Origin of the sequence: Pedobacter frigiditerrae (assembly GCF_032678705.1) — a bacterium.
GTDB classification, from domain to species: Bacteria; Bacteroidota; Bacteroidia; order Sphingobacteriales; family Sphingobacteriaceae; genus Pedobacter; species Pedobacter frigiditerrae_A.
Map to the genome: position 1 here is coordinate 911,321 of NZ_JAVTSS010000002.1, position 23,560 is coordinate 934,880.

The 23,560-nt window shown below is 35.8% G+C and carries 23 protein-coding genes; 10 read left to right on the forward strand and 13 right to left on the reverse strand.

Translation table 11 applies throughout. The features are described 5' to 3' along the window. Nucleotides 1-14 precede the first annotated feature (14 nt). The 4 genes from R2Q59_RS14610 (at nucleotide 15) to R2Q59_RS14625 (ending at nucleotide 4,196) form a co-directional block, all read left to right on the forward strand. Nucleotides 15-2,423, forward strand: a complete 2,409-nt coding sequence (locus R2Q59_RS14610; RefSeq protein ID WP_316786020.1) for a S9 family peptidase — start codon at nucleotides 15-17, stop codon at nucleotides 2,421-2,423. A 560-nt stretch (nucleotides 2,424-2,983) separates the two neighbouring features. Then, nucleotides 2,984-3,616 carry a peroxiredoxin gene (locus tag R2Q59_RS14615; protein WP_316770260.1) on the forward strand — a complete coding sequence of 211 codons (633 nt, stop codon included), beginning with the start codon at nucleotides 2,984-2,986 and terminating at the stop codon, nucleotides 3,614-3,616. 14 nt (nucleotides 3,617-3,630) lie between these two features. Beyond that, on the forward strand, nucleotides 3,631-3,945 hold the full coding sequence (locus R2Q59_RS14620) for a thioredoxin family protein (RefSeq protein WP_316770262.1): 315 nt from the start codon (nucleotides 3,631-3,633) through the stop codon (nucleotides 3,943-3,945). A gap of 2 nt (nucleotides 3,946-3,947) precedes the next feature. Beyond that, the gene (locus tag R2Q59_RS14625) at nucleotides 3,948-4,196 is read left to right on the forward strand and encodes a DUF6952 family protein (protein ID WP_131551694.1); all 249 of its coding nucleotides are present in this window, start codon (nucleotides 3,948-3,950) and stop codon (nucleotides 4,194-4,196) included. A gap of 133 nt (nucleotides 4,197-4,329) precedes the next feature. On the opposite strand, the gene R2Q59_RS14630 is transcribed toward R2Q59_RS14625, so the two are convergent. The 8 genes from R2Q59_RS14630 to R2Q59_RS14665 form a co-directional block, all read right to left on the reverse strand. Then, nucleotides 4,330-4,683: a hypothetical protein gene (locus tag R2Q59_RS14630; RefSeq protein WP_316770266.1), complete on the reverse strand. Its 354-nt coding sequence runs from the start codon at nucleotides 4,681-4,683 to the stop codon at nucleotides 4,330-4,332. 268 nt (nucleotides 4,684-4,951) lie between these two features. After that, entirely contained in the window at nucleotides 4,952-5,401 is a 450-nt protein-coding gene (locus tag R2Q59_RS14635) for a GNAT family N-acetyltransferase (protein ID WP_316786021.1), read from the reverse strand. A 6-nt stretch (nucleotides 5,402-5,407) separates the two neighbouring features. Further along, on the reverse strand, nucleotides 5,408-5,713 hold the full coding sequence (locus R2Q59_RS14640; RefSeq protein ID WP_316786022.1) for a hypothetical protein: 306 nt from the start codon (nucleotides 5,711-5,713) through the stop codon (nucleotides 5,408-5,410). A gap of 159 nt (nucleotides 5,714-5,872) precedes the next feature. Beyond that, nucleotides 5,873-8,458, reverse strand: a complete 2,586-nt coding sequence (locus R2Q59_RS14645; RefSeq protein WP_316786023.1) for a phosphoenolpyruvate carboxylase — start codon at nucleotides 8,456-8,458, stop codon at nucleotides 5,873-5,875. A gap of 342 nt (nucleotides 8,459-8,800) precedes the next feature. Then, nucleotides 8,801-10,348 carry a DHA2 family efflux MFS transporter permease subunit gene (locus R2Q59_RS14650; protein WP_316770273.1) on the reverse strand — a complete coding sequence of 516 codons (1,548 nt, stop codon included), beginning with the start codon at nucleotides 10,346-10,348 and terminating at the stop codon, nucleotides 8,801-8,803. Between the two features lie 5 nt (nucleotides 10,349-10,353). Beyond that, nucleotides 10,354-11,439, reverse strand: a complete 1,086-nt coding sequence (locus R2Q59_RS14655; protein ID WP_316786024.1) for an HlyD family secretion protein — start codon at nucleotides 11,437-11,439, stop codon at nucleotides 10,354-10,356. A gap of 24 nt (nucleotides 11,440-11,463) precedes the next feature. After that, complete coding sequence (locus R2Q59_RS14660; RefSeq protein ID WP_316786025.1) at nucleotides 11,464-12,780, reverse strand: TolC family protein; 1,317 nt, start codon at nucleotides 12,778-12,780, stop codon at nucleotides 11,464-11,466. After that, a complete protein-coding gene (locus R2Q59_RS14665) occupies nucleotides 12,777-13,394 on the reverse strand; it encodes a TetR family transcriptional regulator (protein WP_316786026.1) in 618 nt (205 codons plus the stop codon). The genes R2Q59_RS14660 and R2Q59_RS14665 overlap by 4 nt, the downstream gene beginning before the upstream one ends. A gap of 100 nt (nucleotides 13,395-13,494) precedes the next feature. Here R2Q59_RS14665 and R2Q59_RS14670 point away from each other — a divergent pair, with 100 nt between their 5' ends. The 4 genes from R2Q59_RS14670 to R2Q59_RS14685 all read left to right on the forward strand — a co-directional run bounded on the left by R2Q59_RS14670 (nucleotide 13,495) and on the right by R2Q59_RS14685 (nucleotide 17,455). Further along, nucleotides 13,495-13,818, forward strand: a complete 324-nt coding sequence (locus R2Q59_RS14670; protein WP_316786027.1) for a hypothetical protein — start codon at nucleotides 13,495-13,497, stop codon at nucleotides 13,816-13,818. Nucleotides 13,819-14,002: 184 nt separating this feature from the next. Continuing rightward, nucleotides 14,003-16,537, forward strand: a complete 2,535-nt coding sequence (locus tag R2Q59_RS14675) for a glycoside hydrolase family 9 protein (RefSeq protein WP_316786028.1) — start codon at nucleotides 14,003-14,005, stop codon at nucleotides 16,535-16,537. 56 nt (nucleotides 16,538-16,593) lie between these two features. Beyond that, nucleotides 16,594-16,857, forward strand: coding sequence for a hypothetical protein (locus R2Q59_RS14680; protein WP_316786029.1), 264 nt, complete (start codon nucleotides 16,594-16,596; stop codon nucleotides 16,855-16,857). Between the two features lie 28 nt (nucleotides 16,858-16,885). Next, nucleotides 16,886-17,455 (forward strand): DUF2911 domain-containing protein, encoded by a 570-nt coding sequence (locus R2Q59_RS14685; RefSeq protein WP_316786030.1) that lies wholly within the window; start codon nucleotides 16,886-16,888, stop codon nucleotides 17,453-17,455. Between the two features lie 183 nt (nucleotides 17,456-17,638). On the opposite strand, the gene R2Q59_RS14690 is transcribed toward R2Q59_RS14685, so the two are convergent. Further along, nucleotides 17,639-18,130 carry a hypothetical protein gene (locus R2Q59_RS14690; RefSeq protein WP_316786031.1) on the reverse strand — a complete coding sequence of 164 codons (492 nt, stop codon included), beginning with the start codon at nucleotides 18,128-18,130 and terminating at the stop codon, nucleotides 17,639-17,641. Continuing rightward, nucleotides 18,127-18,711 carry an RNA polymerase sigma factor gene (locus R2Q59_RS14695; protein WP_316786032.1) on the reverse strand — a complete coding sequence of 195 codons (585 nt, stop codon included), beginning with the start codon at nucleotides 18,709-18,711 and terminating at the stop codon, nucleotides 18,127-18,129. Before R2Q59_RS14695 ends, R2Q59_RS14690 begins: the two co-directional genes overlap by 4 nt. Before the next feature lie 591 nt (nucleotides 18,712-19,302). On the opposite strand from R2Q59_RS14695, the gene R2Q59_RS14700 reads away from it, so the two are divergent. Further along, nucleotides 19,303-19,662 (forward strand): DUF6249 domain-containing protein, encoded by a 360-nt coding sequence (locus R2Q59_RS14700; RefSeq protein ID WP_316786033.1) that lies wholly within the window; start codon nucleotides 19,303-19,305, stop codon nucleotides 19,660-19,662. Between the two features lie 92 nt (nucleotides 19,663-19,754). Here R2Q59_RS14700 and R2Q59_RS14705 read toward each other — a convergent pair whose 3' ends face one another. The 3 genes from R2Q59_RS14705 to R2Q59_RS14715 are packed head-to-tail and all read right to left on the reverse strand — an operon-like array spanning nucleotide 19,755 to nucleotide 21,878. Further along, nucleotides 19,755-20,180 carry a hotdog fold thioesterase gene (locus R2Q59_RS14705; protein ID WP_316770296.1) on the reverse strand — a complete coding sequence of 142 codons (426 nt, stop codon included), beginning with the start codon at nucleotides 20,178-20,180 and terminating at the stop codon, nucleotides 19,755-19,757. Next, nucleotides 20,177-20,680, reverse strand: a complete 504-nt coding sequence (locus tag R2Q59_RS14710; RefSeq protein ID WP_316786034.1) for a DinB family protein — start codon at nucleotides 20,678-20,680, stop codon at nucleotides 20,177-20,179. Before R2Q59_RS14710 ends, R2Q59_RS14705 begins: the two co-directional genes overlap by 4 nt. Continuing rightward, nucleotides 20,640-21,878: a HAMP domain-containing sensor histidine kinase gene (locus R2Q59_RS14715; RefSeq protein WP_316770301.1), complete on the reverse strand. Its 1,239-nt coding sequence runs from the start codon at nucleotides 21,876-21,878 to the stop codon at nucleotides 20,640-20,642. The genes R2Q59_RS14710 and R2Q59_RS14715 overlap by 41 nt, the downstream gene beginning before the upstream one ends. A gap of 150 nt (nucleotides 21,879-22,028) precedes the next feature. Between R2Q59_RS14715 and gltX the strand changes: the two genes are divergently transcribed. Then, nucleotides 22,029-23,537 (forward strand): glutamate--tRNA ligase, encoded by a 1,509-nt coding sequence (gltX, locus tag R2Q59_RS14720; RefSeq protein ID WP_316786035.1) that lies wholly within the window; start codon nucleotides 22,029-22,031, stop codon nucleotides 23,535-23,537. The last annotated feature ends 23 nt before the right edge of the window (nucleotides 23,538-23,560 follow it).

The following is a 23,560-nucleotide window of genomic DNA, read 5'->3' on the forward strand; positions in this document are numbered from 1 at the left end:
TTAAATAATATAAAATGAAAAAATATCTAGTTTTCTTTCTCTTTCTATCAGCTGCCGCACAAGCACAGCAAGTTGCCCCGTTAACGGTTCAAAAAATCATGAGAGACCCAAAATGGATGGGCGTTGCCCCAACAAATTACCGTTGGTCTGATGATAGTAAAACCGTTTTTTTTAGCTGGAACCCAGAAAATAAGGAAAAGGACCAAGCTTATAAAGTAAGCGTATTGACCAATAAACCAGAAGCAACAGAAGATAATGCAGCAGAAAAGGCTGCGGGTACAGTTTATACTTACAACAAAGACAAGTCTTTGGGCTTATCTGAAAAAGGTGGCGATGTTTATTTGTACAACTTCAAACAGAAAAGAGAAACACGTTTAACGAATACTGTAGACCGTGAAAATGGGTCTAAATTTTTGTACAATAATGATGTTGTTTTTCAACGTGGTGACAACTTGTTTCAAGTGAGTTTATCTACAGCCGAAACCAAACAATTAACAAATTTTGTTAAAGGGAAAAGACCTAGTATCGGAGGTCCAGCTGTTCCTGGTGCTCCAGAAAGAGCAATGCCAACAGTGCAAGATACCTGGTTAAAAAATGACCAAACAGAACTTTTCGACATCATTAAAAAACGCAATAAAACTGGAGGAAGAGGCCAAGGTTTTGCAGGCGCTGCAGGTGGTCGCCGCTTTGGCGGTGGTTTTGATGCTAATTTTAAAACCATAAAGCCAATTTATTTAGAGGATAAATTTTTAACAGGTCTGGTGGTTAGTCCAGATGGAAGATTTGTTAGTTATAGATTAACAAGTCCAATTACTACAAATCACAACACGATTGTTCCAAACTACATTACCTCTTCTGGTTATACCGAAGATATTGCTGGTCGTACAAAAGTTGGAGAAACATTAACAGTTTCAGAGAGCTTCATTTTAGATGGCACAAAAGACAGCGTTTACACCGTTCATACTTCTCGAATCCCAGGCATAAAAGACTTGCCAGATTATGTGAAAGATTACCCTAAACAATTAGAAGAGAGAACCAAGAAAAACGAAGACCGTAAAATCAATTTTGGCTCGCCAATCTGGAATGAGAATGGTACAACGGCTATCATTACCGCAGACGCGAATGACAATAAAGATTTATGGATTTTAAAGCTAGACGCGGCGACAGGAAATGTGAGTATTTTAGACCGTCAACGTGATGAAGCTTGGATAGGTGGACCAGGCGTTGGGCGTAACATGGAATGGATTGATAACAATCGTTTCTATTTCCAAAGTGAAGCAACAGGCTATTCTCATTTATATACTTTTAATATAACTACTGGAGAGAAAAAACAATTGACTAGTGGTAAATGGGAAGTTCAAAGAACAATTTTATCTAAAGACAAAACTACTTTTTACATCAGCGGAAATAAAGAACATCCTGGTATTACTCACTTCTATAAGTTAAGTGTAAACGGAGGCGATTTAATTCAAATCACTTCAATGAAAGGTGGAAATGAAATTACCATGTCGCCAGACGAAAAATGGTTAGCCATCAATTATTCTTATATGGATAAACCTTGGGAATTGTATGTTCAGGCTAATAAGCCAGGGGCGAAGGCAGTACAAATTACCAAATCAACTTCAGCAGAATTTGACAGCTACAAATGGCGTCAACCAGATTTGGTTTCATTCAAAAACCGATATGGAGATGATGTTTATGCAAGAGTTTATCCAGCTGCAAATCCGCACCCAAATAAACCTGCCGTAGTTTTTGTACACGGTGCTGGTTATTTACAAAACGTTCATTACTGGTGGAGCCAATATTTTAGAGAGTACATGTTTAATAATATGTTAGCCGATAATGGTTATACTGTTATTGATATCGACTACACGGCAAGCTCTGGTTATGGCAGAAATCACCGTACAGGAATTTACAGAGATATGGGTGGAAAAGATTTAACCGACCAAGTAGATGGTGTTAAAATGTTGGTAGAGAAGTATGGTGTAAACCCTAAGCACGTTGGCTTATACGGCGGTTCTTATGGTGGTTTTATCACCTTGATGGGATTGTTTAAGGAGCCAGATGTTTTTGAAGCTGGAGCGGCTTTGCGTTCGGTTACAGATTGGGCACATTATAACCACGGGTACACGGCTAACATTTTAAATGAACCATATAACGACCCAATTGCTTACAAACGTAGCTCACCTATTTATTACGCAGATAAACTAAAAGGAAACTTGGTGATGTTGCATGGAATGGTAGATGTGAATGTTCACTTCCAAGACATTGTTCGTTTAACGCAGCGTTTTATTGAGTTAGGTAAAGACAATTGGGAGTTAGCAGTTTACCCTGTAGAAGACCATGGTTTTGTAGAGCCAAGCAGTTGGACAGACGAATATAAACGTATTTTTAAAATCTTTGAAACCACGTTGAAGAAATAGATTAGACTTTAAATTTAAGCCGCAGATTCGCAGATTGTTTATTTTAAATCTGTTAATCTGTGGCTTTTTAATTTGGGCGTGCCCCAAGCTGCGCAAGGGTCAGGCTATCCGCTACAATCTTTTTGTGCCTTCGCTTCGCTATGGCTAAAAACAAAAAGGATTTTCGCTACTATCCTTCACGCAAAAACGAGTCGTTGTTTGCGATTTAATTCCGTGGTCTGTGGCTCACAGAACACCTTGCATTGTTTGGCAACTTGCATTTAAAACCTTCCTAAGAATCACAAGCCTTTGTTATATAAACCTGACGGCAGCGAAAATACTTTTTGCACCCTGAGCGTAGTCGAAGGTTGCAAAAAGATTGTAGCGAACGGCAGGACTGAGTTAGCCAAAAGCTTCAACGTTCATTTACAAATCATCAAATAGATAAAAACTAATTAAAATATTATATATATAGTTTTTGTCTATAAGGTTATCAAGATTAAGTATGCGCTATTAGTCAACCTTCGTTGATTTTAGCCTTAAATAACCGTACCTTTGCACCATAAAATTTAAAAATAATTATGGCATTTGTAGGTAAAAAGTTCCCAAGCGTTAGTATTGATGCAATGTCCGAAATGGGCGATGATTTGAAAATCAATATATTTGAAGAAGCGACTAGCAAAAACAAAAAAGTATTATTATTCTGGTATCCAAAAGATTTCACTTTTGTTTGTCCAACAGAATTACATGCATTCCAAGCAGCATTACCAGATTTCGAAAAAAGAAACACAATTGTAATTGGTGCTTCATGTGATACAAACGAAGTTCACTTTGCGTGGTTAAACACAGCAAAAGATAATGGCGGTATTGAAGGTGTTACTTACCCTTTATTAGCTGATACTCACAGACACTTATCTACTATTTTAGATATCCTTGACCAAGAGGTTGCTTACGATGAAGATGGAAACGAATCATTTGCTGGTTCAAATGTTTCTTATCGTGCAACTTATTTAATTGATGAAACTGGTAAAGTATTCCACGAAAGTGTTAACGATATGCCATTAGGTAGAAACGTTAAAGAATATTTACGTTTAATTGATGCTTATAGCCACGTTCAAAAACATGGTGAAGTTTGTCCTGCAAACTGGGAAGAAGGAAAAGAAGCAATGAACGCAAACAGAACTGGCGTTGCTGAATATTTAAGCGCAAACTAATTAATTAAAACATTATGTTTTTAGAATTAACAGAAGACAATCTTCAACAACATTTATCAGACAACACGAAAGTGATGGTGCAATACGCAGCGTCATGGTGTGGTAATTGCAGAATCATGAAGCCAAAATTCAAAAAAATGGCGGCTGAAAATGAGGATGTAGCTTTTTTAATTGTTGATGCAGAAAAATATCCTAACTCTAGAAAGTTTGCTAACGTTGATAATTTACCAACTTTTGCAGCTTTTGAAAATGGTGCATTGGTAGACCAAGTTCAAACCAATAAGGCCGAAGGATTGGCAGAATTATTCACAAAAATTAATAATAACTAAAGATGAAGATTCCAGTAATCAGACAGCTATTTCAAAATAGTACTCCAGAAAAACTGGAGGCAACATTAGAAGTTTTAGAAGCTTTTTGTGAGTTTAGAGGCGTGAGTGAAGAGGAAGTGAATGTGGCAGGTGAAATGATTACCAATATTTGCGGAGCATTAGAAGTTCATGCAGAAGTAAATGGTGGCGCCCTAGAAAAAGATGCATTAAACGCATTCGCTCAAAGAGTGATGGGTTCAATCGATAGATAATCTAATCATCCCGATTTGGTTAATACTTAAACCCTCCCAAATTTCGGGAGGGTTTTTTGGTTTGTAGAGACGTCATTGCGAGGGTCGATTTTTCATCGCCCGAAGCAATCTCATTTTCTATTTAACAACACTTCTAGTTGAATCCTTCTATAATTAATTCAGCAATTGGTATTTTGAAAATATATAAAACTGAAATTAATATAAATGTCAGTAAGTACGACTTTGCACAACTTAATCGTTGTCTTTTATAATTATTGAAAATCCTAAAGAGACATAAAATGAGAACTATAATTAAAGCTCCATAGTTCTCTATGAAAACATTGATAGGCAATTCATCTATTCGAGCAGCTTCAGCACCTTCTCCAAAAGCTGACCAGTAAATTAGAGGAATCGCGAAAAACCACACAAAGCCGCACAATATAAAAGCTATTAAAAAAACAATTAAAAAGTGTAATGGTGCTATCTTAGATTTTAATATCTCTTTCATACTTATATTGGTTTTAACCCATAAGAAGATTGCTTCGGTCATTACCGATGAAGAATCGGAGAATGAAACACGCTTGAGTATCTCATTGGCCTTTTTTCGTTTGCGTCATTCCCACGCAGGTGGGAATCGTAATGCGCTTACTAGGTCTCGACCGAATCTGTGGAACCGCATTAAGATGCCCTCCCGATAGCTATCGGGACGAGCTGAGCATGACGAACTAGGAATAAATAATCGGAGAATGAACCTCGCAATGACGAACCCTCTTAGTTTACCTCTCCAAAACCATCTCAATATGAGGAATCCCATCTTCTAAAAATTCTTCTCCCTTGGCTACAAATCCAAAACCTTCATAGAACTTTTTGAGGTAAAGTTGTGCGCCAATTCTTATTTTATTGGTAGCATAGGTTTCTAAAATATGGGTAATACTTTTTTCAAGCAAGGTAATTCCAATGCCCAATCCTCTATATTTAGGAGAGGAAATCACTCTTCCAATACTTGCTTCTGGAAAAGAAACTCCAGGTGCAACTAAACGAGTATAAGCTACCAATTCATCGCCTTGCCAAGCCATTAAATGAAATGATTTTTTATCCTTTCCGTCTATGTCTTGGTAAACGCAATTTTGTTCGACCACAAAAACCTCACTTCGCAACTGCAAAATAGCGTAAAGCTCGTTTGTGGTTAATTCATCAAAAGATTTGTAGACCCAAGTTAGTTGCATTGGTTATTACATCAAAGAAAATAATTGCCAAAAGGCCAGTAAAAAACTTAAAATCATTCCGCCAGTTGCAGCAATTTTAAATGTGTTTTGCTTTCTGGATTGTAGATATAAAATACCAGCGGCAACTAAAATTAAAATAATTACAAAAGTGTGCAAAACAGTATTCTGTAAAAATGATGGGAACACTGATGCATATTCAGCTTTCATAGCATCAAAACTAATATCTTTTGCGGTAATGGTAAACCAATAAATAAAGCTCGATATGCCAGTTGCCAATAATGCGCTAGCTATAATAAATTTAAAATTTTTCATAATTCAGTTTTTATTAAAGCTATGACTTGACTATTGTGTGCTTGTTACATTTTAGACGCTTAGTAGCATCAAGTCTTCGACAAGCTCAGACTGACATATTCGTTAGGCAACTTGATATTCCTTCTCCTTCAGGAGAAGGTGTTCGCAGGACGGATGAGGCTATGCCAAATTCCTTCCTGCGTTAACAATACCATAAACCGTACGAATTGCTAACTTTTCATAAGCCTGACGTTTTTCGTCAGTTAATTCGTGTTGCAGTTTTTCTAAAGCGAAATGTTGTATCAATACCAAAGGCAAAATAATTTTCTCTCTAACGGCAATAGAACGCTTCTCTACCGGATAATTCTCCATCAAGCTTTGATGACCTGCTAATTTTAACAACATCGCCTTAGAAAGCTCAAATTCATCGTGAAGAACACTCCAGAATTTGCCGAACTTTTCATCCTTAGCCAAATATTCAGTTATAGAGAAATCAGATTTGCTCATAGACATCATACAGTTATCTATAATGGTTTTGAAATAACCAGATTGATGATAGGTTTTTTCTATTTGCTCCCAATTGCCTGCTTTTTCTTGATTCTTTAATGCCGTTCCAATTCCATAAAAGCCTGGGATGTTCTGTTTCAATTGGCTCCAAGAAGTAACAAAACTAATTGCCCTTAAATCTTCCAGTTTCAAAGCCTCTCCAGAATTTCTTTTTACCGGGCGACTACTGATGGTGATTTTAGAAAGTAAACTTAATGGAGATAATGTTTCTAGATATGATAAAAACAAAGGATGTTTTCTAAGCGCCAAGAAAGATTCGTAACTATCATTTGCCATTACTTCTAGGGCATCATAATTAGCTCTGTCTAATAATACGTTATGTTTTTCTTTAACACCCGAAGAAATACCAGCGTTGATTAATTGTTCAATGTTAAACTCTGCACTATCAATTGAGCCATATTGCGAGCTAATTGTTTGTCCTTGAATGGTTAATTGAATATTTTTATTCGCGATTTCCTTACCCATTGAGGCATAAAAACGATGAGTTTTACCTCCACCACGAGAAGGGGGTCCACCACGACCATCAAAAAATGCCAATTTAATATTGTGCTTTTCTGCCGCCTCAGTTAAGCCAACTTTAGCCTTAAAAATAGACCAGTTTGCCATTAAATAACCACCATCTTTTGTACTATCAGAAAAACCAAGCATGATATCTTGTTTTCCACCTCTAAGTGCTAAATGTTTCTTGTAAAACGGATGGGTATATAAGGTTTCCATGATTTCGGCTGCGCCAGATAAATCATTTACAGTTTCAAAAAGTGGAACAAAATCGATGGTTAATTCATCAGCTTCCCAACCATTCCATAAAAACAGCTCGATTAACTGTAAAATATCACTAGCCTGTTGGCAATTACTAATAATGAAACGATGACAGGCCATTTCTCCATTGCTTTGTTGCATTTCCTTAATTTGGAAAATGGTTTGCAAGGTGTCGGCAATTAAACTGTCTTGTTCATCGGCATAAATTATTTTAGCATTTCTAAACGAAAGGGCTTTAATTTTTTCGGCTTCAGATAAGCTTTCATAATCATCATTGAATAAAGAATTAATAGGTTTTTGTTGGCGACAATAAGTATGTACGTCACGTAAAATCCTACTATCTTGTCTAATATCTAATGAGGCAAAGTGACTGCGATATAACTCTACTTTTCGTGTTAAGTTTTCAACTAAATCGACAAACAAACCATCATGGTCTTTAATTAAGGTAGCAGAAATCTTATTTAAGTTTTCGATAATTGTATCTGAAATATCTTGAGCTTCGATATTGGTATCGAAAGCATTTTTATAAAGCAAATCTTGTAAAACCGATATGCTATCTTCAACACCTCTAAAAGTGATGCGGCGTTTTAAATTTCTAAAATCACGGTAGTAACATCTAAATAAAATCTGACGAAGCATTTTAGAAACCTGCAATGTAGTTTCAGCATGCACATTCGGATTTCCATCTCTATCGCCACCTGGCCAAAAACCAAGTTCAATAATTTTTTTAGGGTCGATGTGGTACTCGCTCAATAAAGAGTTTAAACCAGATTGGATATTTGCTGCGGCGAAGTAAAAAACATTCTCTAGATACCATGTTAAACTCAAAGCTTCATCAACAGGTGTTGGCGCTTTTTTATTGAAAAAAGGTGTTTTACCTAATTGCTGCAATAATTGATTGATGGTAGTGATATCATTTCCTTTAATGGCGATGGTTAAATCGTTAATGATTGCCAGTACGCTACCAGGATAAAATTGTGTAGGATGTGCAGTTAAAACCAAACGCAAAGAGAAATCTTCTATCAATTGGTCTACTTTTTCATGTAAGGTTTTATCGTCGTTTGCCTTTAAAAAAAGTGCCCTTAAAGAACTTTGCTCATCGCTAACGTTTAATTTATTGAAAGATGCATCTTCAACGGCATCAAAAAGTACAACTTGCCTTTCTATGTATTGAATAAACCTGAAAAGCAAATCAACTACGTCTTTCGAATCTGTATTGGTGGTATATTTCTTGAAAAAATCTTCAATCAGCTTTGCTGGAGTTTGATGATTTTTAACACCATCTTCGCAACTTTTTATGAAAAGAGGCAATAAAGTTCCAGTGTCTTTTACCTTGTAAAACGGCAAGGTTAGGAATAAGCTATTGTATAGTTCGAACCTAGAAATTACTTCGTTATTGAAAATAGATTCACGTTGACTAGTAGGTTGGTTTGATTGCATGGCGAAAAGGTACGGAATTTGTACCTAAACAACAAAAATATTACAAAATTAGTTAAGAAAACGCCTATATTATCAAATAATTTTAAAATTCATCTGAATTTAACCTTAATATTACTTTGGCGAGTTTTAAAGAATTAACAGAAGATTCTATTTTTTTAATAAGCACTTAAAAAATTGAAAGTATATATTTTGAACTTTTACAAATAATTCCTACCTTGTATTCTTAAAGGTTAAACAAATCTTTTAAAAGTATCTATAGATTTTCTTGTAAGAAGAAATCTGTAACTAATTGTTAATTTTTTGGGAAAAACAGTCCCGGCGTTTTCGTCGGGACTGTTTTATTTAATGGGCATCGACAGCTATGTTGGTATTCTTTTTAAACTTTTGCAGGTACAGCAAAGGAATTGAAAACAACATAACCAGTCCAGCTACCCAATATGCATCATTGTAAGTAAGTAACATCGTTTGCTTAATTACAGTACCTTCAATCGCTTTCATTGCCATTAGTTTTGCATCCAAATATGATGCTCCCCTTGACATAAAATTGCTAATTAAGCCATTTAACTTTTGGGTAAATGCAGGATTGTAATCATTTATATTAGTCAATAAATTAGCTCTGTGGCCACCGGCACGAAGGTGAATTAAAGTAGTAAGTGCAGCAATACCGAAAGAACCACCTAATTGCCTGCTCATGTTGTTTAATCCAGAGCCTTGTCCAATTTCTGGTCCAGATAAGTCTTGCATGGCCAATGTTGTAAGCGGAACAAACAATAAAGCCATTCCAAAACCTCTAATTACCAATGGCCAGAAAAAATCGCCAGTTCCAGAAGCTAAGGTTGATTTACTCAACATCCAACAGAAAACAAAAAACAAGAACATTCCGCCTGTGGCCATGAACTGTGCTGGCACACCTTTTTTAAGCATGATACCAATAAAAGGCATCATCGAAATGGTACAAATTCCTCCAGCGATAAAGAGCTTTCCTGTTTGTAAAGGCGTAAATCCTAAAAGATTTTGTGCAAATACAGGGAAAACGAATACAGAGCCATACAAGCCAAAACCTAAAATAAAGGAAGTGAACATCCCAATGGAGAAACTTCGCTTTTTCATAATTTTAAGGTTCACAATCGGATGGTCGGTACTTAACTCTCGCCAAATAAACAATAACAAGCCAAAAACTGAAGTAGCTGCTAAAACAACAATATATGGGGTGGCAAACCAATCTTCGCTTTCGCCTTTTTCTAACAAGGTTTGTAAACTACCAACAGCAACGGCTAGTAAGCCTATTCCGTACCAGTCTACCGGTTTTCCTTTTCCATCTTTTGGCGTCTCTCGAATAAAGGTAATCGTACAATAAGCTGCGAGTATCCCGACGGGAATATTTACATAAAAAATCCACGGCCAATCGGCAATCTCTAAAATGTAACCACCAATTGTTGGCCCTACTGTTGGTCCTACAACAGCGCCTAACCCAAATAACGCTGTCGCGATACCAACATCTTCACGGGGCCAAGTTTCTATCAAAATAGCTTGTGCTGTAGAGATTAATCCACCACCTGCTAAACCTTGTAAAATCCTAAATAAAATCAATTCATTTAAAGACGTGGCGTTACCACACAGAAATGAAACAAGGGTAAAAACGATTATAGAGGTTAAGAAATAATTTTTACGTCCGAAGCGACTGCCCAACCAACCCGACATAGGTAGGATAATTACATTCGCAACAGCGTAACCTGTAGATAACCACGCAATATCCTCTAGGGTTGCGCCTAAGTTACCTTGTATTTGAGGAATAGCTACGTTTACAATCGTGGTATCAATCAGCTCCAAAAGTGAAGCCGTGATTACAGTAAACGTAATAATCCATTTTTTAAAACCTACTTCGGCCATTGTAATTAATTTACAGAAACTGAAACTTTAACACTCATTCCTGGGCGTAATTTTTCTAGCAACTCTTTATCTTTAGATTGAATTTTGATTTTTACTGGCACACGTTGTACAACTTTTACAAAGTTGCCAGTTGCATTATCTGGAGGTAAAAGAGAACCTTTTGCACCAGTAATCGGAGCGAAGTTATAAACTTCTCCATCCATTGGTTGGTCTTCGTAAGCATCAACCGTGATTTTAACTTTCGAACCAACTTTGATTTTCTCTAATTGCGTTTCTTTAAAGTTTGCGGTAACAAACAAGCTGTTCTCATTAACAATGGCAAATAAAGACTGACCAGGTTGTACCAACTGTCCTTTTTGAACATTCTTTTTAGATACAATACCAGTTGCAGGCGCTTTAATTTGAGTATATGATAATTGCAATTTGGCAAAATCTACATCAGACTGACGTTGAGTTACTCCTGAATTGCTTACGCCAAGTTGAGATTGAGTTGTGCCAACTTGTTTAACAGCAGCTGCGTATTGGTCTTGCGCTGCTTCATAAGCTGCCTGTGCTGCTGCTTTTGCAGCTTCTGCCGATTCTTTGTTGGCTTTTGCTTGGTCGAAAGCTTGTTGCGTTATGGAACCATCTTTTATTAAGTTCGCATAGCGATTAAAATCTTTCTGCGCTAAATTTAGCTTCACATTTGCTGCTTGAACATTTGATTTTGCTGCTTCGATATTTGCTTTAGCAGTGCTTGTATTTGCAGATGTTGCCACAATTTGAGCTTGCGTAACGCCAACACCAGCATTAGCGCCAACTTGGCCAGCTTCTGCTTGTTCTAATTTAATTTTATAATCGCGGTCGTCTAAAGTTACTAAAACTTGGTCTTGGCTTACCTTAGTATTTTCTTCAAAGTTGATGTCTTTTACATAACCACCAACTCGAGCCACAACCGGACTGATATCGCCGTCTATTTGCGCATCGTCGGTATCTACGTGTTTGCTGGCATACATATATTCGCTAATACCGAATGCTGCACCAGCAACCACCAAAACTGCTAATACGATTGGTAAAATTTTATTTTTCTTTTTTTCTGGTTTCGTTGTCATTGTCTTTATGTTGTTATGGTTATATTATTGAGAAATTTTTCCTGTTGATTTTAATAGTGTATAGTAAGCTAGTTTCGCATCGGCCTTTGCCAATTCTAAGTTGATTTTAGCTTGATATAAAAGTGTTTCTGCATCAATTCTATCTGTAGCTGATGCGATGTTGTTTTTGTATTTCGATTCTAATAATCTATCATTTTCAGTTGCTTGGGCGATAGAAGTTTCTAAAACATTGATACGTTTAACTGCTAATTGATAGTTCTGATAGTTTCTATTCAACTCTGTTTTTACATTATCAGATAAAACATCTTTGTGCAAACCGATTTCTTTTTGTTGAATTTTAGCTTCAGCAACTTTGTTCTTGTTATTCCATAAAGAGGCTACATTCCAAGAAACGGTTGCACCAATAGTTATAGGCATAATAAATTGCTCAGAAGGAGGGATAAAACTGCCACTTGGATTGATGTAGTATAAATTTGCACCCACACCAACTGTAGGTCTAGTATTTGCTTTAATGCTTTTGATGTTGAAATCGGCTACCTTGTTTTGTAAATCTAATTGCTGTAATTCTTGGCGGTTAGCAAAAGCACTGCTGATGTAATTGCTCAATGGCTGTACAGGTTGCAAAGGCAAATCGCTTTCTGCAATAGTGAGTTCCGTATCTTCAGGTAAACCTAAAAGGATGTTTAAGTTATAATTGATGATTTTACGATTGTTCTCTATTTCCAAATCTGTTAAAGAAACATTTGCTTGTTGCAATTGAAATCTCAACACATCATTTTTGGTAACAATGCCTTGCTCAAAAAATCTTTGCGCTTGTTTTAGCTGACTAGCAATTGCTTCTAAATTTTGAGCAACTACTTTTTTGCTTTGCATTACCTTAAATAAAGAGAAATAAGTATTGATAACTGCATAGCTAACTTCCTCTTTGTTTTTATCAGCATCTAAACGAACAACATCAGTTAGTAATTTGGTGCTTTCTTGTGCGTATCTGTATTTTCCGCCACCATAAATTACTTCTTGAATAGCTGCAGTACCTACAAAAGCATCAGCTCTGTTTGGTAAATGGATGGGATTACCACCACCAATGGATAAAGTATTGGTTGGAATTTCTGCGTGATTATATAAAAAACTAGCAGATGCAGTTGGCAAAACATTGTCTTTAACCACCGCTAATCTTGCAATGGCTTCATCAATTTTATTTTGAGAAAGTTTTAAGTTTTTGCTATTGGCAACACCTAAATCTATGGCTTCTTGTAAAGTTAGTTTTTTAACAGTTTGCGCTTGTAAAACTGCCGGAAGTAGGAAAATTGATAATAGGAGTTTTAATTTATTATTTATCATTTTGTTGGTTTTGTTAAATGAGTAATGATGAAGTCTTGTAGGTGAGCAATTAACCGTAGCCTTAAAGCTTCTTTTTGTTTTTCGTCGTTCATGTCAATGTTGTCTTCTGCTTTTGTTGGAGTTATTGCAACCATGCTTATTGTTCCCATTATGGTTACGATGCTCATCCTTACATCTACTTTTCTGAAATGGCCTTCTTCAATACCATCTTCTATGATTTTTTCAATTACCAATCTGTTATTAGCTAATGCATCTTTAATTTGGCTAAACATTTCTGGTCTTTGAGCTAGTGAAAGCTCTCTATGCATCATTTTATGAAAAGTAATGTTTGAGAAAATCCGAGTAACGTATTGCTCAACTACTTTTAGGAGTTTTTCCTTAGCAGGAATTTGCTCATCTTTAATTTGGTTCAATTGTGATTTGAAACCACAGATTTTATCTTCCATGATTTCTAAAAAAACACCCTCTTTACTACCGAAGTAATAATTAATCATCGCCATATTGGCGCCAGACTCTTTTGCGATTTGCCGAGTTGAAGTTCCTTCAAAACCGAGTTCAGCAAAAAGCTTTAAAGCGGCGGTGATGATGTCAGTTCTTTTATCAGTTTTTTCCATTGTTATTTTTTGACAGGACAAAGTTAATCAATCGATTGATTAACTTCCAAATTTATTTGAGTCTGTTTTACAATTGGATGATAAATAAGTAGATTTAGTGATGGATATAAATAGTTTACATGAATTTATAACGCTTATACTTTTAAATAGGAATGATAATTTTAAAAACAGCTATTCTTTAAACAGAGTACTTGAATGGAAGTTTCAGGTATTTCCAGTTGAGAAACTAAAAAAAGAAATGATGGAAAAAGGTCTTATGAACAGGCAAGAAACAGGAATAATGTACTTATATGATATTACCGAACTGGGTAAAACTTACATAAAAAATAATTTTGAGGAAGGGAAAAGACTTCTGTTCGAAAGTTTTCCAGACGCTTTTGAATTTCTGAATTCGCTTTTTGAAGATTATGAACTTCCTGCTTAACTTTCAAATGTTATATAAGCTGTTCGAAATGTTAGCGAAGTGCATTTCGAACTAAACGATAAAAGCGGATTTCAAATCCGCACTATTAGAACTTCGAGATGCCTTTCAGAACATCTCGAAGAGCTTTAAACTATTTAGTTAACAATAAGTATATTTATTCATTGGTTATAAAAATCAAACTTTGATGAATAAATTTCTCCTTTTACTAATTCTAACACTAACCTCTTTCACTCCAAAACCAACTATAGACTCTACCAACAGTTGGGTAAGGATAAACTTGTTAGGCTATCAGCCTAAATCAGTAAAGGTTGCCATTTGGGCAAGTAAAACCAATCAGGTTCCAGATAAATTTGACTTAATTGACCAAAGCGGAAAGGTGGTTTACACTTCAAGTAACGTTAAATCTTTTGGTGCCTATGGTCCGTTTACAGCAACTGCTCGATTAAACTTCTCGGATTTTAAAACACCAGGAAAATATTTCATCCGCATTGCGGAAATCAAATCTCCAGAAATAATTATAGATGATGAAGTTTATCGACACGCGGCAGATTTCGCCCTGCGTTACATGCGCCAACAACGAAGTGGATTTAATCCTTATTTACAAGACAGTTGTCATACCCACGATGGCTTTGTTCTATACGGTGCAAAAGCTGGAATAAAAGATAGCACCCATTTCGACGCATCTGGCGGATGGCACGATGCCAGCGATTATTTACAATATTCTACCACATCAGCCAATACTACCTATCATTTATTAATGGCATATCGAGATTTCCCTCAGGCATTTACTGATAGTAAAAAAGCCAACGGATTGGATGGTAAAAATGGCATTGCCGATGTTTTGGATGAAGCAAAATGGGGATTGGATTGGTTGTTGAAAATGCATCCAAAGGATAATGTGATGTTCAATCAACTAGCGGATGATAGAGACCATATTTCGATGAGGATTCCGAAAGAAGATAGTCAGTATGGAAAAGGTTTTGAGCGACCATTATACTATATAGATGGTGAGCCGCAACAACGTGGCAAGTTCATGAACAATACCAAAGGCACAAGCTCTACCGCCGCCAAATTTGCAAGCGCTTTTGCTTTGGGAAGTCAATCTTTTATAGGGATAGATATAAATTTTTCTGAAAAACTCTTTGACAAATCAAGAACAGCATATAATTATGCATTAATTAAAAAGGGAGTAACACAAACAGTTTCTGTAAAATCTCCTTACATCTACGCTGAAGATAATTGGGTTGATGATATGGAGTTGGCGCTAGCAAATGTGGAATTCCCGCCAACAATTAATGACTTAATCAATCCGTCTAAAAAAAAGGATAACGAATTAGATTCGGCTTTTTATTATGCCAAACTAGAACCAGTAACGCCTTGGCTAACAAAAGATACTGCTAATCATTATCAATATTATCCCTTTGTAAATATTGGGCATTATGAATTGGCGAAGAAATCTTCAGGAAAAACTAAAGCACAACTAATCGAATTTTACAAAAAAGGAATTGAGCAAGTTTGGGCTAGGGCACAGAAGAATGCTTTTTATCGGGGCATCCCATTTATATGGTGTAGTAATAATTTAACGGTAGCATTTGCACAACAATGTTTTTGGTATAAAACGTTAAGTTGTGAAGATACTTTTTCGGAACTAGAGCAGGCAAATTTCGATTGGCTTTTTGGTTGTAATCCTTGGGGAACGAGTATGGTTTATGGCTTGCCAATTTGGGGCGATACACCTGTTGACCCCCATTCTGCGTTTACGCATTTAAAACAATATCCAATTGATGGCGGTTTGGTTGATGGTCCAGTTTACACCAGCATTTACAAAAATTTAATTGGCATTCAGTTAACCAAACCAGATGCTTACGCAGAATTTCAAAGCGATTTAGCGGTTTACCACGATGATTATGGAGATTACAGTACCAATGAACCAACAATGGATGGAACGGCATCACTTATTTATTTGCTGGCGGCTTTTGATAGCAGAGTAAAAACTTTGCCGAAAGAATTTCAAGCAGAATTAGGTGCAATAACCAGAGGAAATAAGACAGAAAAGAAAATCGCCTTAGTTTTTACAGGAGATGAATTTGCCGATGGCGGAAATAATATTAATAAAGCATTGGTTGATGAAGATGTAAAAGCATCTTTCTTTTTAACAGGAAGGTTTTATGGCAAGCTTAAAAATGCAAAGCTTATTCAAACGTTAAAGACAAATGGAAATTATCTAGGCGCTCATTCAAACACACATTTGTTATATAATGATTGGAATAAAAGAGATAGTCTCTTGGTTTCAGAACTTCAATTTAAAAGTGACTTAATTGCGAATTATGGTGCAATGGAGAGATTTGAGATAAAAATGGATAGTGCAAAATATTTTCTTCCTCCGTATGAATGGTATAACCAGCAAATTGCAGATTGGACAAGTCAAATGGATTTACAACTCATAAATTTTACTTCGGGTACACGTTCAAATGCAGATTACACCTATCCAGAATTGGGAAAATCTTATCGCAGTAGCGAAGAAATTTACAAATCGATAATTGATTACGATAAAAGTAAACCGAACGGCTTAAACGGCTTTATTCTTTTGCTACATATTGGAACCGACCCTCGAAGAAAAGATAAGTTTTATGAGAAATTGCCAGAATTGATAAAATATTTGAAAAAAGAAGGCTATGAACTGGTCAAAATCAACGAATTATTAAAAACCGAGCGTTAAAGACTTAATTATTTTTAAAATAAATATTTACCTTTGGGCACAAATCATATACAAAAATGAGTACAGAAGAAACCATCATTAACATACCACTTACAAATAATGCTGATGTTAATGATAGCTTCACAACAGAAAAAATTATGAATACAGGTGAAAATAAAAACAGTTTTGAGTGGGTGTGGTACGTTATTGGTCTTTTAACTGGTATGTTAGCAGTTTTAGCCGTTACCACAAGTTTTGGTTATGTAGTTTTAGGCGGTATTTTAGGTCTAATCTTCGCAGCTGTATTTTTAAATAAAATTGTAAAAGGCCGCGAATACTAGGCTTTTAGATAGTTTATTCTTTTCTGCCATGAAGAAATTAAGTTTATGCCTTATGTTGGCATTGTTTGGTTTTGCAGTAAATGCGCAAACAACTCCGATTAAATTTCCAGCTATCGACCCAAGTCCTATGGATGCGGTTTATTATCCTTTGAATGCTGTAAAAGTTAAAAAGGAAGATACTTCTATGCCAATTATCAAGGTTGTTTATTCTCGTCCGATGAAAAAAGGGAGAGAGATTTTTGGTGTATTGGAACAATTTGATAAAGTTTGGCGCTTAGGTGCAAATGAGAATACTGAGATTTCTTTTGCAAAATCGGTAACTATTGGTGGTAAAAGGATAAAAGCGGGTACTTATAGCTTATTTGCCATTCCTAACAAAGATAAATGGACCATTATTGTAAATAAACAAACAGATAGGTGGGGAGCTTTTAACTACGATCAAGCAAAAGATGTAGTGAGAGTTGATGTTCCTATAACAAGGTTTGAAAAAGTATTAGAAGCTTTTTCTATGACATTTACAGAAGCTGCTGATGAGGCTAATTTAGTGATGGCGTGGGATACTACACAAGCTATATTGCCAATTCAGTTTAAGAAATAATTTTTAACCACAAAGGCACTAAGAACACAAAGTGATTTTTGGGATAATAAAAAAGGGAAGTTTTAACTTCCCTTTTTTTGTGCGTTCATTTTTAAAAGAGTAAGATGCGAGGAGAGCCATAAAAGAAATATAAGTGCATTTAAGTTCGTAATAGCCTTATATTTACTTAAATGCCTTATATGGTTAACTTTCCTTTTTTTGTGCCTTTAAATTTCTTTTCCTCAAGAAACTATCCAAATATAATAAACCTAGTGCTACATCAACTAGCACAAAAACCTGAATAGTGGTAGCGTTTACATATTTACCTGCATCAAAATTTATTGTTGGCATTTTAAAATCAAAAGTTGCATTGCTTTTTGCTATTGCATAAATAAATATGCCAATTATTGATAGGGCAAAAAATGCACCAATACTATAGATAATTCGATTATCTATCTTCGTTTTTAAGGCAACAGGTTTCAATTCTAAATTTACCTTTTCCATTACATTACGAGTAAAGGACATAGAAGGTTCTTCAAAATCAATTTTATTAAGCTCGTTATGAACAGCTAATAATTCTTGATAAGTAGTATGATATTGAATATTGACAGCTATCTTATGTTCAATATCAATTTTTTCTTCGGCAGTACAAATACCGTCGATGTAGTTCCAAAGTTGTTCTTCTATCGTGTTCATATCAATTCCTTAACTTCATCCTTTAACAAATATTGTAATTTTTCTTTTAACCGTTGTCTTGCCCTGTGCAATTTTACTTTAACTGTATTGGGCTCCATACTTAAGGCTTCCCCAATTTCTTCCAAACTTTGTTCACCCTTGTAAAACAAGGTTATAATCGCTGCATCATCTGGTAAAAGCATATCAATTGCCTGACTTAAATAAGCATAGCTTGATTTCTTTTCGGCCGAATTACTGGCGTCGAAATCATTTCCGCTATTGGCAATCTGCAATACATTTTCATCATCATTTATAGATTGCGTATCCAATCTCTTCTTGCGAAGAAAAGTCATTGCCGTGGTATAAGTTATGGTATAAAGCCAAGTAGAAAATTTAGACGTTTGTTTAAACGTTCCTAACGCTCTATAAGCCTTAACAAAAACATCTTGTGCAACTTCCTCGGCATCTTCCCTGTTTTTTGCGAAACGGATGGCCAACGTAAATACAAAGCGCTGATGGCGTTTAACTAACACCGCATATTGTGCGGTATCGCCGTTCAGCACTGCTGTAATTAAATCTAAATCTGTTTCCTTTTGCTGCATAAGATATAACTAAGACGCCTATGTTTTAAAAGAGGTTACACCAAATTACAACAAATTTTAGTCTTATGATTAGAAAAGCAACATCAGTACATATAGTAAAGGTTCTGCCCCGCTATCCCTGCCTGCCGGCAGGCAGGCGTTTTACTTTGGGGCAAGCCCCTACGTGTTCACTGCTATCGGGTTTAGAATGCAAGGCCTGTTCAGCTATGAAGGGTTTCTGTGCCACAAGCCTAATTATATAGCCCCGACAGAAACGAAAATTTGCCGATTCTTCATTGGGAATTGAAGTGGATGGCGGGACAATGCTTTAATCTTTGCACCAATTTGCGCTCCCTATCTGCGTTTAGTTATAGTTAATTTAACATAGACAGCATTGAGATTTGCACACAGAAAATTAAAAGCTAGAACTAATTTATCCCTAAGTTTCTCTTGTGCTCTCTGTGTTTATCTTCGCTTTGGTCTTTAGTCTTTCACCTTTATTCTTTCTTTTTTTCTCACAGGGTGTAACCTAATTTTTTTTCTTGTTGTCATAGTATTCAGAACACGGTTCATAAACGAAAAAGAAATATTTAACATTAAAAAAATAAAATCATGGAAGGAATATTAGTACCAATCACATTTTTCATTTGCACATTCGCAATGATATTCGGAATAAGATATTTTAACAACAAAGAAAAAATGGCAATGATAGAACGCGGTATAGATCCTGGCGTTCGTAAATCTACACCACAACCATTTTTGAGCTTAAAATTTGGTTTGTTATTAGTTGGCCTAGGCATTGGGCTGTTAGTTGCCTTATTTACTGTAAGAGGAGTGTTTGGCGGCGAGATGACAGATGCTGAAGAAGGACAGTCTGTAGCAATTTACTTTGGTTGTCTTGGCGTATTTGGCGGAATAGGTTTAATCGTATCTTATATCATCGAAAAAGCTTGGTTAGATAAACAAAATTAGTCCGAAAGTCGGAATGACAGAAAAGTCCGAGAGTTAATTGGCTCTCGGACTTTTCTGATTCTATATCTTCGGTCTTCCGGACTTTTTCTGACTCAAATTGGTTTTGGCAAAATGGCAACCGTTAACCTGCTCACGCAATTCATCTTTCCTTTATCGTTGTACATTTTAATCTCCCAGATTTGGGTTTTTCCACCAATGTGTAATGGTTTACAAATTCCTTTCACAAAACCCGAACTTACTGGGCGAATATGGTTCGCGTTAACTTCCAATCCGACAGCAATATGTTTATTTGGGTCGATGCACATATAAGATGCGATACTGCCCAAGGTTTCTGCTAAAACTACAGAGGCACCACCGTGTAAAATCCCGGCAGGCTGATGTGTTCTTTCATCAACAGGCATTGTGGCGCAAATATAGTCATCACCGATTTCGGTAAACTCAATCCCCAATAAGGCACCTATATGATTTTTTGGTCTATCATTCAGCATTGCTGGAGTAAACTCCTTAAACCAAATCATAAATAACGTTCATTAATCACATTAATATGATGAAGAATATGCCCAGCCAGTACAAAAACTAAAGACCTTGCAGTCATATCTTTTCCATTCGCATTCCCAACTTTACTTAATTCCTCTTCATTTAAAGAGTTAATTAAATACATATTTGATTTTCTCATCAAGGCAAATTCATCAGAAAAACTAAATAAGCTTCTATCTTTAAAATGAGCACTATTTACATAATCATCCTCTTCAAAACCAGGTAAAGCAGCTTTTTCACCTCTGGCAATGCACAATAATCGATAAACCAAAATACGCTCCGTATCAATAATATGCCCAATTAGTTCTTTAATGGTCCATTTTCCTGGTGCATAAGCATAATCGCCTTTTTCAATTAAGTTGTTAATGAAATTTGGAAAATCGCCAGCTTGTTTTGTCAATAATTCAATTACATCCCCTTCTACAAGTTTGATGTAAGTTTTACCCCATTCTGGGTACTCCTGTGTTTGTGGTGGGTTCATACGTTATACTACTTTTTAATATGATTCTGAATGTTGTTCCTTTACCTAGCTCTGAGTCTTTCACAAAAATTTGCCCACTGTGGTAATTTTCTACAATCCTTTTAGTTAATGATAAGCCTAAACCCCAGCCACGTTTTCTGGTAGTATATCCTGGCTGAAAAACTGTATCGAACTTAGAACGAGCAATACCTTTTCCAGTGTCGCTAACATCAATAAATACCTCTTCTTTGGTTAAGTGTTCGATGATATTAATGGTAATCGTACCTTCATTTTCAATTGCATTAGCCGCATTTTTTAATAAATTTTCTATTACCCAATCGAATAATGGAATACTTAACATCGCCCTAACTTGGTTATCGCCTTGTATTATAAAAGTGACTTTATCTGATGTTCTAACTTTAAAATAATCTACAAAATTTTTAACCACAATAAACACAACATGGTCTTCTAATATTGGTTTAGACCCAATTTTTGAAAAACGGTCTGTTATAATTTCCAACCGATGAATGTCATTCTCCATTTCTGCAATCAATGGGTCATCTTCGGCATCAAACTTAGATTTCATTAACTCTGTCCATGCCATGAGCGATGAAATTGGCGTACCCAATTGGTGCGCAGTTTCCTTTGCCATACCCACCCAAACTTGGTCTTGTTCTGCTCTTCGGGCCGAGCTAAATGCTACATAAGCGGTAATTAGAAATAGACCAATTACGCCTAATTGGATATAGGGAAAAAACCTCAACTGTGTTAAAATGAAAGAATCTTTGTAGTAAACAATTAGCTTTTCATCATAAATACCTCGCATAATTGCTGGCTTATGCTGAGCTTTCATCTTGCGTAATTGATGAACAAAGTATAATGAATCATATTGTTGCTTTTGATTTTTATCATCTACATTATAAAACGTTTTTGTAGAATCAAGCCCATACCATAGATAAATGGAACCATCAGGTTTGGTGATAATCATATCCATCTTGTTGTTTTTTTTGATGGTTTCAAAAACTTCAGTTAGCTGTTGGTTTTCCATCATTCTCATCTGCTGCTCTAATACTTTAATCCTAAGTTGAAATTGAGCGGCTTCTTCCCGTTCCATCTTTTTAACAAAAAAGTCAGAATAGAATACAGATGCACCACCAATTACGATTGCAAATACAAGTAAGAATATTTTCCAGCGGCGTTTTTTTTGGTATGGATTCATAACGATTAGGGCAAATTACGAAAAAATGTAAAATTTAAGATGGAAAATATATCATAACAACAACTGAGATTAAGTCTATTTAGTGTTTTACGTTCAGCGTTTTCCATTTTCATCTCTCATCTTGCGTTGAAATCTTATCTTTGCGCTGTAATGGAAAAGAATATCAGAGTAAGATTTGCCCCAAGCCCAACAGGAGGCCTACATTTAGGTGGCGTTAGAACCGCCCTTTTTAACTATTTGTTTGCTAAAAAGCACAATGGAACCTTTGTTTTACGTGTAGAAGATACTGACCAAACTCGTTTTGTTGAAGGTGCAGAAGAATACATTGTCGACTGTTTAAATTGGTGTGGAATTACTCCTGATGAAAGTCCGCAAAACCCAGGAGCTTATGGTCCTTACCGCCAGAGTGAGCGTAAAGCTAGCTATAAGCAATACGCAGAGCAGCTAATTGCTGATGGTTATGCTTATTATGCTTTCGACACTCCAGAAGAGCTAAGTGCAAAAAGAGCAGTTGAACCTAATTTTTTATACGGACAAAAAAGCCGTATGGAGATGAAAAATTCTTTGACTTTAGCTCAAGAAGAAGTTGATAAATTATTGGCAGAAAATACACCTCACGTTGTAAGAATAAAAATTCCAGAAAACGAACAAGTTTCTTTTTTAGATATGATTAGAGGCCTGGTTAGTTTTGATACTAACTTAGTTGATGATAAAGTATTGCTAAAAGCTGATGGAATGCCAACGTATCACTTAGCGGTAGTTGCTGATGATAAAGCAATGGAAATTAGTCACGCTTTTAGGGGAGAAGAATGGTTGCCTTCTGCGCCAATCCATATTTTACTTTGGAAATATTTGGGATGGGAAGACTCGATGCCAAAATGGGCACATTTACCATTGATTTTAAAACCTGATGGCAATGGGAAATTAAGTAAACGTGATGGTGATAGATTAGGTTTCCCAGTTTATGCAATGAATTGGAACGACCCAAAAACTGGCGATGTAACCAAAGGATTTAAAGAATTAGGTTTTATGCCTGAAGCTTTTGTTAATCTTTTGGCTATGTTAGGTTGGAACGATGGAACTGATAAAGAAATTTTCACTTTAGCAGAGTTGATAGAATTATTCTCAATTGAACGCATTAGCAAAGCAGGAGCCAAATTCGATTTCGAAAAAGCGAAATGGTATAATCATGAGTGGATTAAGCAGTCTTCAGCGAACAGTTTACAGTTGCCAGTAAAAAATGCTTTAACTGAAAATGGAATTAAAGCTAATGATGAGGAATTTTTATTAAAAGTAATTGATACAGTTAAGGACCGTTGTAATTTATTGGGCGATTTTGTTGCTCAAAGTGTCTACTTTTTTACCGCTCCAACTGAATATGATTCGGCTGCGGTTAAACCAAAATGGAGTCCAGAAAAAGCTGCATTTTTTAAAGAATTTGGTCAGAATATAAATGAAACGGCTACAGCTCAAGAATCGGAGTTAGAATTTAAAGCATTAGCAGAGGCCAAAGGATTTAAACCAGGAGAATTAATGTTACCGCTACGCATCATGCTTGTTGGCGGAAAATTCGGGCCAGGTGTTTTTGATATCGCAAAACTTTTAGGCAAAGCTGAAACAGAAAGCAGAATAGAAAAAGGAATTGCTGCCTTTAACTAAATATTGGTATTAAAATTGTCAAT